Genomic DNA, 17,103 nt, shown 5'->3' with positions numbered 1-17,103 from the left:
CAATACTTTATTTGCACCAATTTTAGCTAATTTGGACAATGGGAGCTAAAAAGAAAGGATTATTTCTTTTTGTTTCGTTTGCGCCAAAAATATACCACCAAAATCAAAACAGGTATGCCGATCAGAAGAATAACGTTAAACAGGTCCCATTCCACTGGTTCCGGATCGCCATACGGAACACCTCCGGGTGCCTGGGCAAACAATAAAGTGGAAAAGACGAGCAGTAAAATAAACAGACCTGATTTCTTGAGCATACTCTTTAATTTTATTTTTATTCGCTGTAATAAAAGCAAATAAGTGCGAGGATTTGTTCACGAATTATCGGAGGTTTCAACACGCTTAAAAATTACCAGAAAAGGGGAGAATCGAAAAAAAACAGTGTTTTATTATTTCTTATCTTTATACTGTTCACCCGATTCGAACTATATGGTCCATTCAATGCGAAATTGTAGACACCGGTACCTCCTGATTCTTACCTTTTTGCTTCTTGGTTTTGGCTTAAAAGCGCAGGAACCTGATACGGTCATTATTCGCTTCGACCAGATACTGGTACTTCCCGATACATCGTACTTTGGCGTGAACGATTCAATGATCATAATAGAAAAAGGGACAGAATTCGAAGTGATCAAAAATTTTCTGGTCCGCAAACCTTCTTATTACAAACGGAAACCGCACAAAGTAGAGTCGGCCAGACGACTGAATGCCAAATACGGTCGTATCCTGATGGGAGAGATTTATGATTCGAAGGATAATTTGCCGGAAGAATTTAACCCGGCAGATAACTACTACAGCATTTACCAGAATCGTGTGGTAAAATCCATACAGATCGAGCGGGTCGCCGTTTTGGATGGAAATGTTTTTGATACCGCCAATGTAAAAACAACAGGGGTGGGGCGCTTTTTGAATTCCACCTATCAACCTACCAGGGAACGGGTGGTGAAGAATAACCTGAAATTCAGGGAAAACGACCTGCTGAATCCACGTATTTTTTCCGATAACGAAAGGTTATTGCGCGATCTTTCCTATATCGAAGATGCAAGAATTCAAGTAATGCCGGTAGAAAACTCGATGGATTCGATTACTGTTCTGGTGGTGGTGAAAGACCGGTATCCGATTGGTATTGGCGGAAAAATTAATGATTACAATGCATTTGAAATAGAACCTTACAGTCGCAATTTTCTGGGAATGGGCCACAATCTCGGCGCCATCTTTGAATTCGACGGAAGTACTGACGAAAAATTTGGCTATGGTGCCTATTATGGTGTCGATAATATTGGAGGATCGTTTTTTAATGGCGAGGTCAGTTACAGTCGCGGACTGGATAAGGATTATTTCGGTGTTACGCTTTCTAAACCATTTGTTACGACATACACCCGCTTTGGTGGCGAATTACATTATGAGAAAATCACTGAGAAGATTAGGAAGTTGCGAAATGTCAGGGATTCGCTGATTGATAGGAACGATATGTACAGCGCGAACCTGGTTGATATGTGGATGGGGTATTCTTTTCTGTTTCAATACGACAACAAACACCCCTTTCTGAATATTGCCGGACGTTACTATTATAAGAAATTCACAGATCACCCGGATATAGATTACGAAAATAATTATCCTTTTCACGACAATCAGGCATTTCTTGCATCGCTGTCGTTTCAGCAAGTTTCCTATATAAAAACCACCAAGTTGGTTCAGTATGGTCCCATTGAGGATATTCCGGTCGGCATTAATGCGAGCATTACAGGCGGGTGGCAGCACACTTCATTTGTCGACCGGCCTTATGCAGGTGCCCGCCTGAATTATGGAATCTTTTTTCAGAACGCAGGAATTTTTTCAACTTCAGCTGATTTCGGAATGTTTCGTTATAAATCAAAGTTTGAAGATGTGATTAACGTATTGAAACTAGCTTATGCAAGCCCGCTTACCAAGGTGGGCAACCTCGAATTACGAAACCTGTTTCAGGTTACGTTTAATGCGGTGTACAATCCACGCTACCTGATCCCCGTGTTATATACCGACTATTTGATGGCACGCGACAGCCGCGACGGATTTTACGGCAACCAGAATTTTGCAGTGAATTATCACCCTATTTTTTATACCAATTATAACCTTTGGGGATTTCGCTTTTCGGTAGATCCTTTTGTCGACTTTGGCTGGATAAACCAGGCCATTTACGAGGATAATAAATGGGACCGTTACACCCGCCTGGGACTTAATTTGAGTACCAAAAACGAAAGTTTGATTTTTCCGGCCATGCACATTCAACTGGCTTATTATATTGACGCTATTCCGCAGAAAGCCCGTTTTAAATTTAAACTGATGTTTAAAGACATTAAACTACTCAAGAAATTTACCGAACTAAAACCCCGCATCGCAGAGGCGATAAGATAGAAAAACATAAAAAAACCGCCCCGTCGGTTGACGAAGCGGTTTCATTATATCGTTAAAAAATAAGCTTATTTCTTGTAGATTTTTTTGTATCCATAAATGGCGCTGGCACCCAGTTCTTCTTCGATGCGAAGCAGTTGGTTGTATTTTGCCATACGGTCTGAACGGCTCATAGAACCGGTTTTGATCTGACCTGAATTGGTAGCCACTGCAATGTCGGCAATGGTTGAGTCTTCAGTTTCACCCGAACGGTGAGAAGTTACCGAAGTGTAACCCGCGCGGTGTGCCATTTCAATTGCATCAAGCGTTTCGGTTAAAGTACCAATTTGGTTTACTTTAATAAGAATAGAGTTAGCAGCACCCAATTCTATACCTTTTTGCAGGTACTCAACGTTAGTCACGAAAAGGTCGTCGCCAACCAGCTGACATTTGTCGCCAATGGCAGCGTTCAGTTTTACCCATCCGTCCCAGTCGCCTTCGTCCATACCGTCTTCGATAGAGTCGATCGGGTATTTTGCGATCAATTCAGCAAGGTAAGCGGCCTGTTCCTCAGAATTACGTTTTACTCCGTTTGGCTCGAAGATGCTGTAATCGTAAACACCGTCTTTGAAAAACTCAGATGCAGCACAGTCCATTGCAATTGAAACATCGCCACCGTCTTCGGCACGGCCAGGTTTGTATCCTGCATTTTCGATAGCCGAAAGGATCGATTCGATAGCTTCTTCAGTTCCACCTAACATAGGAGCAAAACCACCTTCGTCGCCAACTGCAGTTGAAAGATCTTTACCGGCTAGTACCTTTTTCAATGCGTGGAAAACTTCAGCACCCATGCGCAGACCTTCTTTAAATGAAGGAGCACCGATCGGGCGGATCATGAATTCCTGGAAAGCAATGGTTGCGTCAGAGTGCGATCCACCGTTGATGATGTTCATCATCGGAACAGGCAATGTTTTTGCATTGGTTCCGCCAATGTATTTGTACAACGGAAGCTCCGAGTATTCAGCGGCAGCTTTGGCAACAGCCAGAGAAACACCCAACATAGCGTTGGCACCTAAGTTCGATTTTGTTTTAGTACCATCAAGTTCCAGTAATTTGCTGTCGATAGCAACCTGGTCAGTGGCATCCATACCAATAATTTCTTTTGCAATAACGTCGTTTACGTTTGCAACAGCTTTTAAACATCCTTTTCCTAAGTAACGGCTTTTGTCGCCATCACGAAGTTCGAGTGCTTCGTTTTCTCCGGTTGAAGCTCCTGACGGAACAGCTGCACGGCCAAAAGCACCGCTTTCGAGCAATACATCAACTTCAACAGTTGGGTTACCACGTGAATCAATAATCTCTCTTGCTTTTACATCGCTAATTAACATCTTGAGTAGTTTTTTTTATTGTTTAACTTTATTTTGTTATTTGCAGTAAATCAGGATATTAAGTCCTGATTTTTTTGGCAGTCCAAAGGTAGTAATTTCTGGCACACTAAAACAGAGCTAAAATGCATGAATCGGCTGATTTGATATTGGGTTAACTTAAAAAGTGTTAAAGAAGCTACGAGTTACAATCCCCAGGCTACAAGTATCCATCATCCAGCTTTCATCTTCCCACTGCTAGCTTCAAGCTTCCTGCTTCCAACTTCCCGCTTCTACCTGTACTTTTCTCCTTTTTCGTAGCGAATCACGCTCAGTTCCTGGAAAGTTACCAGTCCGCCTCGTTTGCTGGCCTCCATGATCTTATTAACCGTTTCGGCAAACTTGTCCAGTTTGTCGATGTTATCGATGATCTCGACGATGACGGGCAGATCATTTGACAGTGCAAAAATCTTCATGGTGTGTATCGAGTGGCTGGCACCAAACGACATCATTCCCTTGTACACAGTAGCTCCCGCCAAACCTGCGTTCCGGGCTTCAAATACAATTTCTTCGAACAACACCCGTCCGTTTATTTTGTCCGATTCGCCGACATAAACTTTGAGTACCCCTGTTTTTTCTGAAATGTTCATAGCATTGGTTTTTGGTTGATTGCATTCAATCCTGTTTACATAAATCGAAGGTCTGATGTTTCAGAATTTAATGAATTTGTTCGGAAGTTCGGTGGCGATGCTTAGAATATTGCTTTTACAGCGATCATTCCGAGGTAAACAGCCAGCAGACCAAAAACAAGGCTGCCACCTACATTTAGGATGAATTGTCCGTAAACGCCTTCGCGCAGCATGGTTAGGTTGTTGTAGGCGAAAGAAGAAAAAGTAGTAAAACCACCGCAAATGCCTACTGCCAGGAACAGACGCCATTCGGCACTCAACAGGTTGCCTTTCTGGGCCAGTGCGAAAACCGCTCCGATAATAAAACTACCAGCTATGTTGGCAACAAAGGTTCCCCACGGAAAAGTGCTCGACATATCGCGTTCAACAAAAAGCTGAACAAGGTAGCGCATCACACTTCCGATAAAACCACCGACACCAACTATGAAGAGTGTTCGCAACATATTTTACGTACTTTAGAAGCTCAAAAGTAATAAAAATGATTGCACGTTTCTTTTTCATCTTGTTTTTAGGCAGTTTCTCACTTTTTCTTCAGGCACAGGAAAACTTTGAAAATTCGATAAATGAATTGTTGAAAAAGCCTGAATACAAAAACGCCACTGTTGGGATTTTGGTTAGCGATCTGGAATCGGGGGAGAAGCTTTATAGCAGGAACGCCCAAAAATTGTTGATACCGGCATCCACCATGAAACTAATTACTTCGGCTACTGCCATAGAAATACTTGGTGACGATTATCGTTTTCAGACCAAACTTGGATTTACCGGAAAAATAAACCGTAACAAAGTTCTGAAAGGTAATCTCGTGTTGACGGGAGGCGCTGATCCCGCACTTGGATCGGAATATTTTCAAGATCATTATTATCATTTTCTGCAAAAGTGGGTGCAAAAAGTAAAAGAGGCCGGTATCGATAAAATTGATGGAGATCTGGTGTTAGATGCCTCGGTTTATGATACCGAAAAAGTACCGGCTACCTGGATTTGGGAAGACATTGGAAATTATTACGGCGCAGGTGCTAATGCTTTTACGGTGTACGATGACATGTTTCGAATTTCGTTTCGATCACCTAAAAAGGTCGGAGAACCAACCGAAATAATTTCTACCTGGCCAAAGATCGAAGGAATTAAAATTAAAAACGAGGTTCGATCGGCAGGCGATAATCGCGACAATGCCTATGTTTTTGGAAGTCCGCTGGATAAAATCCGGGTGATTCGCGGAACAATTCCGGCTAACCGGAGGGCATTTACCATTAAAGCCGCAATACATGATCCCGGGCAGGTTCTGGCAGCTGATTTTCAGCAGGCTTTGATCGATAAAGGTGTCTTCTTAAGCGGTAATGTTATTTTTAAAAACGTTGATAAATCAGAGGTACAAAATATTTTTATTCAGGAGTCGCCAACACTGGCAGAAATTACCAAAGTGCTGAATTACGAAAGCGTGAATTTATTTGCTGAACACTTCCTGAAACAAATTGCGGTTGAAAATACCGGTATTGGAAATCGTGAAGACGGTATTGAAATGGTGAAAGAATATTGGCAGGACAGGGGATTAGCTGCCGATGCTATTTTTATGGAAGACGGAAGTGGCCTGTCGCATTTCAATGCCGTTTCGCCTGCATTTTTTGTTGAGATGCTTAGCAAAATGGTATATAATAAGGCATTTGTTGCATCGCTTCCGGAAGCCGGAGAAGGTACCCTGTATTCTTTTGCACAGGCTAAATTCCCGGGAAGGACTTTGCAAGCTAAAAGCGGTAGTATGACGCGTGTTCGCTGCTATTCCGGTTATTTAAAAGCCGACTCCGGACAAGAACTTGTCTTTTCCATCATGTTCAATCATTTTTCGGGATCACATTCGGCGCTCGTCAAAGAAATTGAGCATTTGCTTTTGGAACTGCAAGAAACAAATTAGTTGCTGAAGTAAGTCAATGGAATATCATCCAATTATTTTGTCATTTCGAGCCATCAATCCAACTTTTTGACTGTAATACGATGTTGAAAGAGATGCTGAATCGAGTTCAGCATGACGAATTTTATAATGTATTTTTTCATTTCACAATACCGTCACCCTGAACTTGTTTCAGGGTTTTGTAAAAAATCTACAGGGGCTGCAAATCTTTTAAGGAAGTAGTGATCTTAGATCATAAAAAAACAGGAACCCAACCCGGATTCCTGTTCTATGATTTAATGTGATGATTTATCGTTTGTTCAAAATAAGTTTTCGCATGTAATGCTGCCCGTTCGCCTGAACATTTACAAGATACATTCCTGAAACCTGATCGCTTAAGTTGAGGTTGATGAGTTTACTTGCCAGGTAAGATTTTTTAAGGATCTGTTTACCCGCAATGTCGGTCACAAGTACTTCAGTTTTATCTGCAACCTGCGTATCAAATTCGATGGTTACCAATCCTTTCGAAGGATTCGGGAACATATTCAGACTTAACTCGTTGTTGTTTATTTCGCCTACACCTACCGGGAATCCTTTTACGCAAACCGCAAAAGTATCACTCACTGAAGCCAGGGATGGATCGGTAGCTGTGATAACCACTGAAATACAGCCAGTGTCAGCAATTGAAGGTGTGATGTAAAGGGTATCATTCATAACCTCGAACCATGCCGGCAAGACTAATTCATCTTCCAAGGCAAATTCAATCAGCAGCGAATCACCGTCGTTATCAACAAACAATGAATCGTTGAAAGGGATTTTAAGTTCCCGATCGGCAATGAGTTCCTGGTCGGATAAGGCGTTCATGACCATCGGGACCTGGTTAATATGATAGATGGTGAACGCAAAAGTCCGTGAAACAGTGCCACCTTCGCTGTCTTCCACGTTTACGGTAATGGTGTCACTTCCGTTGGCAGCAGCTGGAATGCTTAAGGTTAATTCACCGCTTGCTTCGGGTGAGGTGTAATCAACACTGATGTTATTAACAACATCGCTGTTGATCCCTGAAGCGCTTACTGCAATTTCCTGCCCGGCACAATCAGCGCCATATGAAATACCTGTTAATGGAATAATGAATTCTGAAACAGTACTCGTTGTATCGATATCAGCAATAGGATCGAGGGCAGGAGCTAGGTTATCTGATGTAACAATAACATTAAACGAGAACTCCAGCGAATCTCCTTTTGAATTGCTTAACAGCCATTTCTCTTCAGTGGTACCTACCGGGAATACACCGTCAGGTCCGAGACCGGAAATTTGGGCGAATTCGGCGCATTTGTTGTTTGTCGTTAATTCGGGGTAGGATATGGATATGGTGGTATCGCACCTGGCAGCACCAAGATAAACTTCAATATCATCAACCGGATTCATTGAAAGAGGGAAAGTATCGATAACATTAATAAGCCTGATGCAGTTACTCCTGTTTCCTGCTTCGTCGACAGCAAATACCTGTACCACTATTTGATGACCGTTTTCGTTACAGTTAAATACATTGGAATTAGCTAATGCATAAATATTCAGGTTTTCCGGTGCACTAACATTGTCGGTAGTTCCGTTTGATAGTTCAGCCACTTGGTCATCAGTTAGCGGGTATTCGCCATTTTCATCCATGTAAATGGTAATTGGATTACATTCTACATCTGGTGCGATGTTATCTCCAATTGTAACGATAGCGGTACAGCTATCTGCATTGCCGTTTACATCAGATACGTAGAGTGTTATTAGGTTTGAGCCTAAATCAGCGGCAGTAAAATCGTATTTATTCAGCCACATGGAATCAATTCCCGAGATATCGGTTGATCCATTGTCTATCTCAGGTGCAGTAACTGAAGCAGTTCCGCTTTGATCGAGCCAAATAGATAAATCCTGGCAAACTACCGTTGGAGGTGTACTATCAACAACACCAACAGATTTAACAAAAAACGAATAATTCGATTCATCCGGATCGTCTGAACCCACAGAAATCAAAGAGATGTTCTCCCCGAGTTGAACTGGTTGGAGGGAAATACCGAAGCTTGTTGAATCAGAAGGAATAAGATTAGTTTTTATCCCGGCAGTATTAAAAGAGTAAAATGCAGGAGCCTGGCCTATAGAATACAACGTTAAATCGGCATTCCCTTCGTTGAGTACAAAAATGGTAGTATCTGATTGATCTCCCATTTCAACATCTCCAAAATCAATGGTGTCTCCGACGTTTATGTAACTTCGTCCGGTTTTCAAGGCAATGTCCGGTTCGAATAAAACAACATTTATAGTAAAACTTCCTGAGGTTTGATTGCTACCGCCATTGGCTGTTCCGTCTCCGTCATTCAATGTAAGAATGAATGTTCTTGAATCAATTCCAGAAGGGGCTGAATAGCTTAGGTTTCTGAGTAAGCTTTGTATGTTTGCATTCGTTGAATTTGCACTGTTAAAATCAATTTCAAGTGTATTTCCACCTTGTCCGTCATTAGTGGCATGAACAGTTCCAATTGCGGTGCCTCCCACAGCAACTGTTTCTCCGGCAGCAATTGTGGCATCGCCACCTGAGGTGACGGTTGTTCCATCCATTCCAAAATTACCGTTCGCTGTTCCGCTTGTTTGATTAAGACTAAGATATCCTCCATTCATATCAGGTGAGTCAACATCTGAAACCGTGGCATCATTCAGATCACTTATGCTTTGGGCTCCATTCCCTACTTCGATCTCTGTAGATGAATCGCCGTAAACATTCGTTATTACAGGAGGATCGTTTACAGGAGTTATATCGATATTTACCGTTCCTAAAACGACATCAGAACCTCCACCAAGACCAGTAAATCCATTGTCATTTATTGTTAATGTTAAGGTTGTCGCGTCATTCCCACTTAAATCCTGAGGGGCTGAATATTGAATATTTGTAGGGAAGTCGAGATAATTATTGATATTTGCAAGTGAACCCGAAATCGTAATATAACCCGATGCATTTCCGTTAAAATTCATATTTGGTGCGTTTGCCAGAAAAAATACACCGGAACCAGCTTCTATTGTCAAAGTAATTATGCTGTCACCCGAATCATCCAGAATATTAGCCGATGCAATATTAACGGGAGTCGGCGTATCTTCCAATACTGTAATATTTGCAGGCAGACCTGTTATTGACGGATCAGTGTTATAATCGATCACAATATTCAGATTATCAAAAGGAACATTAGATAATGTTTGGTTTGTTTGTGCAAATAACCAATTACTGATATCTTCAAAATCAACATCTTCAATCAGTACATTTCTTTTTGTTGGATCATACTCGGTCCGGTTAGGAGCCGTTGCTGCAAAACCGTCTACTACCAGAGCCTGTACGTAAATTCCGGAAGGATCCTCTGAAGCAGGAATAGCTCCACCGGATGAAGCAACCACACCGGTGTATAAAACCGAGTAAATATCAACTACTCCATTTGTCGGATCGTTATCATCATCCTCGTAGGCATAAAAGGTTTCGCCGTCGGTTGCCAGTGCCAGGTTTCCGGATTCAAGCGTTATACTTCCGGTTTCGGTTGAACCGTTACTTCGTGTTACTGAAAAAACATCCGGACTTGTTTCGGTAACTACAATTACCTGGCCTGAAGGCACAATCGTTGATGGAGACGTCCAGGAAAGAACCGCTTCTCCCGAAGAAAACATGAGCGTAGTATTATCGAATGAATTATCGGTGAAATAGATGGTTGTACTTGCCGGAATATCCTGTGCCGCTACAAAGGAGAATCCATCGGGTGATTCATGGTTTAAACCCGTTATCGCTACCAGAGGATCGGATGTGCTGGTATCGTCGTTTGAGATTGTTCCTGTGGCATCGTTCGGAGATCCTCCGTCATATCCTGTTCCTGAAGTAATAATGAGCTGAACAGATTCCTGTGTTTCAACATCAGAATCTCCAACGGGGACTAGCGAAACTACAGCAGTTGATGTGCCATTGGCAATTACTGCACTACCGGAAGATGCAGTGAAAGAACTTGCTCCGTCAACGGTGTAATCTGTCGAAAAGTTGGCAGTTCCTGCTACGTCAAAGTTTATGGTAATGTCACCTGAGGCCGGTGCACTCATTGTAAAAGTATAGAAAAGGGTATCGACTGCATCTTCCACAACATCCGACGGAGAAACAGCAAGTGTAACTGTCGGACTTGCAGAGCCTTTTGAAATGATAATATTGCTGAACGGTACTTCAGAAAGATCTTGATTTGCCTGTCCATGCAGCCAGTTACCAACGTTCTGGAAGTTAGCATTATCGACGGTTACATTTCGTTTCGCCGGGTCGTACTCTGTTCTGTTCGGTGCGGTGGCAGCAAAGCCATCAACAACAACAGCGCTGGTGAACACAGTGGACGGATCTTCTGACGATGGAATATTTCCGCCTGACGTTGTAGTCGTTCCCGTAAATAATACCGAATGAACTTCTGTTACGCCATTGGTCGGATCACTGTCTGAATCAGTATAGGCATAAAACTGCTCGCCAGTGGAAGCATAAGACAGGGTTCCGCTTACCAGCGAAATGCTACCATTGTTACCACTTTGGCTACTGGCAGTAAAAGTGCCTGCCGGATCTTCTTTTACTGCAATAACTTCGCCTCGCAGAACATCGGTACCCGGAGAGGTCCAGCTCAAAACAGCTTCCGTTCCTGAAAACGCCAGCGAACTGTTATCAAAGGAGTTTTCGGTAAAATAAATTACGGTTCCTGAGCTAATATCATCGAGTGCTACAAAAGAAAATCCTTCCGGATCGTTTTGATTGGTTCCTGTGATTGCAACCAAAGGCATTACAGCTTGTGTATCATCATTAACAATAGTTCCGCTGGCCGATGACGGACTTCCGGCATCATAACCTGTTCCTGATTTCAGGGTGAGAACGATTGTTTCATCGGGTTCAAGTCCGTCATCTGAAACGGGAGTTAACGTGATGTCAGCTGAATTCGTGCCCGAAGAAATGGTGACTGTCCCGCTGGACGCATTGAATGTTGTCGCACCACTTTGCGTGTAATCGGTGGTAAAGGTTGCTGTGCCGCCAACACTGAAATTGATAGTGATATTGCTTGTGGCATTCGCACTCAGCGAAAATGTATAAGTGATTGAACTGCCACTGTTTTCATTAACTGAAGCAGGTGACGCGGATACAGTCAATACAGGATTTGATTCTGAAAGACTAAAATTGGTAAAAGACTGCGTAGAAAGCGCTACGGCAGTGCCTGTAGTATAATTCGTTGGATTCTCCAGCATGGTTTGGTTAACATTGGTGCGGTCTCCGGCGCCGGTGTTGAATTCCAGGCGATCGGGTACAGAACCGTATGTAAAACCGTCAACCACAACGGCGTTGGCGTAATCGTTGGTGGGATCTAAATCGGCAGGTATGTTTCCTCCGGTTGCTGTTGGTATTTCTCCTGAACCGGTGCACAATACGGAGTAAATCTCAGTCACTCCATTCGATGGATCTTCATCCACATCAGAATAGGCATACAGCGATTCCCCGCCTGAAGCTATCGAAAAAGACCCGCTCGAATTTGTTTTTACTGCAGTTCCGTTTCCGCTGCTTGAACTTATGCTGAAGGTGTTTGTACTTGTCCCGGTTTCGCTTATAAATACAACGTTTCCGGTATTAATTGCTGAAGTAACTGTAAATGCAACTACTCCTTCTTCGAGGTTTACAAAAGCATTGCCTGCATTTGAATATTCATTTTCAGTAAAATAAATAATATCCCCGACAAGCAAGTTTTCTGCTGCCAGAAAAGAAAAGCCATCGGTGTTTGGACTTGTGGAGTTATGGTTAATCCCAATCACAACAACTTTTTGTGCCAGAAGCGATTGTGTCCAAATCATTATTAATAGAGTGAGAATAAAAGTAAATGTTTTCATGCTGAATGTTTTTAAGTTATGATGTAGGGATTTTGCCACCCGCTTAACGGGAGGTCTTTAAATTGATCGTACAGACTTTCTTCTCCATTAAGATCAATCTGTTGCAATGCTGTACGTTTATAGGGTTGTTTTGTGAAATCGTAATGCGATACGAAATATCCAGTTGTTTGTGATTCATGAAAAGAATTAAACGATAGCTCTCTCCGGGGAGACCGGATTTTGATATCTTCGGAATAGGTGCCAAGTTCCGGTGGAAGATTTCCTTCCTCGTCAACCGAGTTCAATACAGTTAAACCTGTTTCAAATCCCAGGAGACTGATAACATTGGGAGAGGCATTGTATTTTTTTTCAAAGGCCTGAATGAAATTGTGCATTTCCGGTTCTTCAGGAGTGAAATCCCATGAGGAAATGGAAACAACATTTTCTAACGCATATTCTTTGATGGTTTCTGTATTGAGGCCGATCAATGGTGAACAAATAACAGGCAGGCTTTTATCTTCAATTTTTTCGGAGAGAATGCCCAATACTTTCTGTTCTTCTTTGTAGGTAAATAGTGAGAACACAAAATCAGGTTTGTTGTTCTGAATGCCGTCGATTAGCGCCTGGTAAGTTTCTGTTTTATAGTCGAAAGGAGCAACATATGAGAATGCAACAGATCCTCCGTTTGCGATGAAACCTCTAACAAAACTTTCAACCAGGTGATAGCCGCCATCGTAAAACGATGCTGCAATTGCTGCGCTTTTACCAAAGTTTTTTGCCGCATATTCTCCCGATTTATAAGCCGATTGCCAAAGGTTCAGGGTATGGTGTAACACATACGGATTAACATGTTCTTGTGTTAATACATTTCCTCCTAAATCGAGGTGAATGAGATTTTTTTTGTAGGCGGAGAAGATACTTGCCAGATCTTTCAAATTATGGATGCTGCAGAAAGATACGGTCAAATCTACGTTTTCCTGAAGTATCATTTTTTCAGCGGTTTTCAACACAGAATCTCCGCATGCATTTCCAATGCTTTCAACTAATAGTTCAGGAGTATTAGCATTGTTACCCCAATCTGATACTCCCATCCTGAACCCGTTTAAAAAATCGAGTGCCAGAGTAGGGAACATGTCTGATCGGGGTAACAATATGCCAATTTTAATACTCATATACAGCTTAGCTTCGCGATGGGAAAATACCAACAAGGGCAATACTGATGTTTAAACCGAGAAAGGGATCTCTGGTGCTGAAAGCCTGACTTCCACCTGCATTGTTACTATTTACGCCTGCTAAATTAGCACCCGAACTTGGCTCTTCACCAAATGCTCCGCTATGGGCTGCCAAATAACCAGTTGGTGCTGAGGATTCACCTGCTCCTGTTTGCACTGCAACCGAGGGTGCATGATTGTGAGACGGCATATTTGCAACGGTTAAGGTTACCTGTTCCTGGCCACCTTTTTGTCCTTGCCTGATGTCACTCAAGCCTGGTCCATTACCCATTCCTACCATCGACCGTCCTCGTAGGTCGGGGAGTGCAAAAGTAGTTCTTCCGTCGCCTCCGTATGTTGTTCCCAGGAGAGAAAACAATGCTGTGTTTTGGGAGATTGCTAAAAGTTGACCTTGACAAAATGCCCAGCCTCGTGGGGCGAAATTAAAACCAAAAGCTTGAATTTGTCCTAAAAAGGGTTCCATAATTTATAAGATTTAATGGTGAATAATTTATTTAAACAAACAAGTAAGGATTAAGCCATCCTGAATGTATATTGTTTGTATCCTGATCCAAAGTTGTTTCAGTATGATCATCTTCGGAGCGGATTTTTTCAAGAATCACATTTTGAGGCGAAGAAAAATGTCCCGAAACTGTTTTGCACACATAAACCGGGCTTTCTGTAGTACAGCCGGTTCCTAAATCAAATTTAATTTTTCCGACAGGCGATTGCAGCGAAAGCTCGCCGGCTGTTAGATTTCGTTTATTTTGTTGACTTTTCAAAATCAGTCCGGTTTGGTATCCCAGGTAACTAAACTGATCGGGATTCGTGTAAAATTCATTCTTATAATCAGAAACAAATTTTTTATTCTCCTCACCTTCTAAATTCGTGGACCACGATCCCAAATGATAAACATTATCCATGGTTTCGCCAGCATGAATTAACTGGTTTTCATCGGCAACAAAAGAAGTTGTCATTATTGGGACAGTTAATTTTTTATTTTTTACAGTCCTAAGAAAATTGTAGGCTTTAGGTCCGTTCATCAATATAAAAATGCCATCAAATTCCTGTTGTTTTATTTGAGTGAGCGTGCGCTCATTAAAATCGCTGTCAACTTGTTGGTCTGTAAATACTTCCGAGATGCTTCCTCCTGACGTTTCAACTCCTTGTCTGAAAGCATTTATCGAATCGTATCCACTATCGTACAAACCGCATACAACGGCCAGTCTTTTCCCAAAGTTATCTACCATAAATTTCCCGGCCATAAGCGAGTTCCGGCATAAATTTAAAGTCGAGAAGTTGAGGAATGGATTGCCTGCTAATTCATTGCCTGTGGAATTTTCACCGGCATTAGCAATATAAGTCGGTATTTTTGCTTCCCGGGTAATTTCACCGACATGATAAGCGACATTAGTATTTAAGAGCCCAATAATCAGACCGACCCGGTTGCTTTCTATTAATTTCTTTGTTTTTCTGACTGCCTGGGATGTGTAACCAAATTTTACCATTTCAGTGACTAACTCTATTTTGGAACCTTTGGCTGACAGTTCATCCAAAACCAAGTTGAGTCCATTCAAAAAAGATTCCGGATATTCCGGATATTTGGTCGAAGTAGGTAACAAAACACCAATTCTTTTAGTGTTCATTATTGATTCTGAAGCGGTAGAAGTAACTGATCCGGTGGTTAATGCTGCACCCAAACTCAGCCCAAAAGATTTAAGGAAATTTCTTCTGTTATTCATAATTTGATCGGTAACTGGGTTGTAATGCAATGCAATTTAAGACAAATAAGTCTTAAATAAAAGCATGTTTCAAACTTTATTTTTTTTAGGTTCAGATTAAAGCTAGTGAGTTTTGTATGTATTAAATTCTGAGAGCTTATTCGGCAGGAGTCAGCCTAATATAATTCTATTTGAAATGGATACAATTCATTTACAAATAGTGAAATTATAATAAAATAGTTTTTTGTTAAGTGGTTTGTTTTTCAGTTGATTATTGATTAATCCTTATTTAGATTCAGTAAAAGTATTGACTTGTACTCCTTATTGTCGTAACTTGCAGTAACTGTTAAATCACTTGAATCCTGAACCCGGATTCATTTTATACAGAAGATAGACGCCAAAGCCCTTTTATCATTAGAATTTATAGGTATCCCAGCGGGATAAAACTCGTATGTAGGTCGTTTAAATACAAACCCTAATGAGAAAGAAATGATATTCGAGACCGTACAAATTCTAAAAGAACAACTTGATAATTACTTTGACGAGGTAGGTTTAAATAAGAATCTGATCCTCGATAATGTTGCTCTTTGGGAGTCGGGAGCAAAAGAAGCAGAACGGCTTGACGGAAAGGTGATTATTAGCCTGTTAAGTGTTGAAGAGGAGCCAACTCTTAAAAATATGCCTGCGGTTAAAGTGGTCGACAACAAATCGGAATACCGCAATCCCCCGGTAAACCTGAATATATATTTAATGGTAGCTGCCAACTGCGAATTTTACGATACTTCGCTCACCAGTATTTCGCGTACCATCGAGTTTTTCCAGGGGAAAAAAATATTTACATCATCAAATACGGTATATAACCGCGACAATGCTTCTCTGGAAGACCTGGATCATTTCAGGTTTATTGTAGAACTGTACACTCCGGGCTTCGAAGTACTGAATAATATATGGGGAACTCTGGGCGGGCGACAGCTGCCTTCGGTGATCTACAAGGTCCAGATCCTGCAGCTTGAACGCGATAAAAAGCTGGGAACTTCAGAAGTTATTACTCACATTAGTGGAACCCTAAACGATATGCAACAATGACGTTTTCAATCACATATAAACCCCTGTTCGAGGTAAAGATATTACACCTTTATTATTTAGATAAAGGAAATGATGAGTTCTTTTTAATGAACGATAAAGACAAGAAAAAGCAGCTTGCCGACTTTGATATTTCAACCATTTTTGAATTGGTCCCTTCAACTGTAACTCTGCGCCAAATGGCCGGTCATAAACTGGTTTTTAAAACCACTAATACCGGTTTTACTGTTTGGGCACACGTTTCAGAGAATAGTGATTCCACTCCACTGGTAACACTGGATGACACATTGGAATTCACATTTTTGTTAAAACTTATAGATCACAATTTTTACAATCTTACGCATCTTGATCTATCGAATGCAGGTAAGCTCTTTTTCTTTTCCAATAGACGACTGAACACTGAATCTCCCGGTTTCCCACTCATCAAAAAAAGTAATGTAACACAAGCAGCCGGCGACGATTATGTACTTAGCGTTGAGGGTGAAAAGGATATGCTGGGCAAGTTGTCTAGCTCTGAAAAGAAAGGATTGTTCGGGATAATTAATTTATCGATGAAAGGCGATAATTCCACGCTTAATATTACTACTGCACAGCAAAAAATCAGGAATCCTTTCGCCTCTTTTCAACTGGTTTTTCGGAACCGAAAAACATACTGGCGGTACTTTTTCAGAACCGACCAAACAGTGAAAAATAAAGATGATGTAGAAAAAGAAAACGGTAGTGCACAACAACTGGTCACTAAAAAGGATCATCCGCTGACAGAAAAAGGATTTATAAAGATTGAGCTCGACAAAGGACAATTGCCTAATCCCGATGCAAGCATCATAAAGCCCAACGAGGCTGACAATAAAATATACTCAGAAATATACATGTAACACATTAAATCAAAACAGT

The 17,103-nt window shown here is 41.5% G+C and carries 12 protein-coding genes; 4 read left to right on the top strand and 8 right to left on the bottom strand.

The genetic code is table 11. The annotated features are described in order from the left end of the window. Positions 1 to 59: 59 nt before the first annotated feature. Complete coding sequence (locus WFY05_RS11065; protein ID WP_340112908.1) at positions 60 to 254, bottom strand: cytochrome c oxidase subunit II; 195 nt, start codon at positions 252 to 254, stop codon at positions 60 to 62. Between the two features lie 184 nt (positions 255 to 438). On the opposite strand from WFY05_RS11065, the gene WFY05_RS11060 reads away from it, so the two are divergent. Beyond that, positions 439 to 2,388: a BamA/TamA family outer membrane protein gene (locus WFY05_RS11060; RefSeq protein ID WP_340112907.1), complete on the top strand. Its 1,950-nt coding sequence runs from the start codon at positions 439 to 441 to the stop codon at positions 2,386 to 2,388. A 65-nt stretch (positions 2,389 to 2,453) separates the two neighbouring features. Here the strand turns inward: WFY05_RS11060 and eno are convergent, their stop codons facing one another. The 3 genes from eno to crcB form a co-directional block, all read right to left on the bottom strand. Next, positions 2,454 to 3,752 carry a phosphopyruvate hydratase gene (gene eno, locus WFY05_RS11055; RefSeq protein WP_340112906.1) on the bottom strand — a complete coding sequence of 433 codons (1,299 nt, stop codon included), beginning with the start codon at positions 3,750 to 3,752 and terminating at the stop codon, positions 2,454 to 2,456. A 269-nt stretch (positions 3,753 to 4,021) separates the two neighbouring features. Further along, complete coding sequence (locus WFY05_RS11050; RefSeq protein WP_340112905.1) at positions 4,022 to 4,378, bottom strand: DUF190 domain-containing protein; 357 nt, start codon at positions 4,376 to 4,378, stop codon at positions 4,022 to 4,024. A 101-nt stretch (positions 4,379 to 4,479) separates the two neighbouring features. Beyond that, positions 4,480 to 4,860 (bottom strand): fluoride efflux transporter CrcB, encoded by a 381-nt coding sequence (gene crcB, locus WFY05_RS11045; protein ID WP_340112904.1) that lies wholly within the window; start codon positions 4,858 to 4,860, stop codon positions 4,480 to 4,482. A 35-nt stretch (positions 4,861 to 4,895) separates the two neighbouring features. On the opposite strand from crcB, the gene dacB reads away from it, so the two are divergent. Continuing rightward, positions 4,896 to 6,323: a D-alanyl-D-alanine carboxypeptidase/D-alanyl-D-alanine endopeptidase gene (gene dacB, locus WFY05_RS11040; RefSeq protein ID WP_340112903.1), complete on the top strand. Its 1,428-nt coding sequence runs from the start codon at positions 4,896 to 4,898 to the stop codon at positions 6,321 to 6,323. Between the two features lie 285 nt (positions 6,324 to 6,608). Here the strand turns inward: dacB and WFY05_RS11035 are convergent, their stop codons facing one another. Genes WFY05_RS11035 through WFY05_RS11020 form a run of 4 tightly spaced genes read right to left on the bottom strand, consistent with a single transcriptional unit; the run spans position 6,609 to position 15,147 of the window. Further along, entirely contained in the window at positions 6,609 to 12,215 is a 5,607-nt protein-coding gene (locus WFY05_RS11035) for a T9SS type A sorting domain-containing protein (RefSeq protein WP_340112902.1), read from the bottom strand. Positions 12,216 to 12,226: 11 nt separating this feature from the next. After that, positions 12,227 to 13,366: an ABC transporter substrate-binding protein gene (locus WFY05_RS11030; RefSeq protein ID WP_340112901.1), complete on the bottom strand. Its 1,140-nt coding sequence runs from the start codon at positions 13,364 to 13,366 to the stop codon at positions 12,227 to 12,229. A gap of 7 nt (positions 13,367 to 13,373) precedes the next feature. Next, positions 13,374 to 13,889 (bottom strand): phage tail protein, encoded by a 516-nt coding sequence (locus WFY05_RS11025; RefSeq protein WP_340112900.1) that lies wholly within the window; start codon positions 13,887 to 13,889, stop codon positions 13,374 to 13,376. A 31-nt stretch (positions 13,890 to 13,920) separates the two neighbouring features. Then, on the bottom strand, positions 13,921 to 15,147 hold the full coding sequence (locus tag WFY05_RS11020) for an ABC transporter substrate-binding protein (protein ID WP_340112899.1): 1,227 nt from the start codon (positions 15,145 to 15,147) through the stop codon (positions 13,921 to 13,923). Between the two features lie 468 nt (positions 15,148 to 15,615). Between WFY05_RS11020 and WFY05_RS11015 the strand changes: the two genes are divergently transcribed. Beyond that, positions 15,616 to 16,212 (top strand): Pvc16 family protein, encoded by a 597-nt coding sequence (locus tag WFY05_RS11015; protein ID WP_340112898.1) that lies wholly within the window; start codon positions 15,616 to 15,618, stop codon positions 16,210 to 16,212. Continuing rightward, on the top strand, positions 16,209 to 17,084 hold the full coding sequence (locus tag WFY05_RS11010) for a hypothetical protein (protein ID WP_340112897.1): 876 nt from the start codon (positions 16,209 to 16,211) through the stop codon (positions 17,082 to 17,084). The genes WFY05_RS11015 and WFY05_RS11010 overlap by 4 nt, the downstream gene beginning before the upstream one ends. Positions 17,085 to 17,103 lie beyond the last annotated feature (19 nt).

Origin of the sequence: Maribellus mangrovi (assembly GCF_037646455.1) — a bacterium.
Lineage (GTDB): Bacteria > Bacteroidota > Bacteroidia > Bacteroidales > Prolixibacteraceae > Draconibacterium > Draconibacterium mangrovi_A.
Note: the sequence above shows the minus strand (reverse complement) of the source record. Positions and strands in the feature narration are given on the sequence as shown.

What these genes read in the sequence shown, in the direction of transcription:
- WFY05_RS11065 (WP_340112908.1), bottom strand. Translation starts at nt 254, where the DNA reads ATGCTCAAGAAATCAGGTCTGTTTATTTTACTGCTCGTCTTTTCCACT.
- crcB (WP_340112904.1), bottom strand. Translation starts at nt 4,860, where the DNA reads ATGTTGCGAACACTCTTCATAGTTGGTGTCGGTGGTTTTATCGGAAGT.
- WFY05_RS11025 (WP_340112900.1), bottom strand. Translation starts at nt 13,889, where the DNA reads ATGGAACCCTTTTTAGGACAAATTCAAGCTTTTGGTTTTAATTTCGCC.
- WFY05_RS11050 (WP_340112905.1), bottom strand. Translation starts at nt 4,378, where the DNA reads ATGAACATTTCAGAAAAAACAGGGGTACTCAAAGTTTATGTCGGCGAA.
- WFY05_RS11020 (WP_340112899.1), bottom strand. Translation starts at nt 15,147, where the DNA reads ATGAATAACAGAAGAAATTTCCTTAAATCTTTTGGGCTGAGTTTGGGT.
- dacB (WP_340112903.1), top strand. Translation starts at nt 4,896, where the DNA reads ATGATTGCACGTTTCTTTTTCATCTTGTTTTTAGGCAGTTTCTCACTT.
- WFY05_RS11060 (WP_340112907.1), top strand. Translation starts at nt 439, where the DNA reads ATGCGAAATTGTAGACACCGGTACCTCCTGATTCTTACCTTTTTGCTT.
- WFY05_RS11010 (WP_340112897.1), top strand. Translation starts at nt 16,209, where the DNA reads ATGACGTTTTCAATCACATATAAACCCCTGTTCGAGGTAAAGATATTA.
- eno (WP_340112906.1), bottom strand. Translation starts at nt 3,752, where the DNA reads ATGTTAATTAGCGATGTAAAAGCAAGAGAGATTATTGATTCACGTGGT.
- WFY05_RS11035 (WP_340112902.1), bottom strand. Translation starts at nt 12,215, where the DNA reads ATGAAAACATTTACTTTTATTCTCACTCTATTAATAATGATTTGGACA.
- WFY05_RS11015 (WP_340112898.1), top strand. Translation starts at nt 15,616, where the DNA reads ATGATATTCGAGACCGTACAAATTCTAAAAGAACAACTTGATAATTAC.
- WFY05_RS11030 (WP_340112901.1), bottom strand. Translation starts at nt 13,366, where the DNA reads ATGAGTATTAAAATTGGCATATTGTTACCCCGATCAGACATGTTCCCT.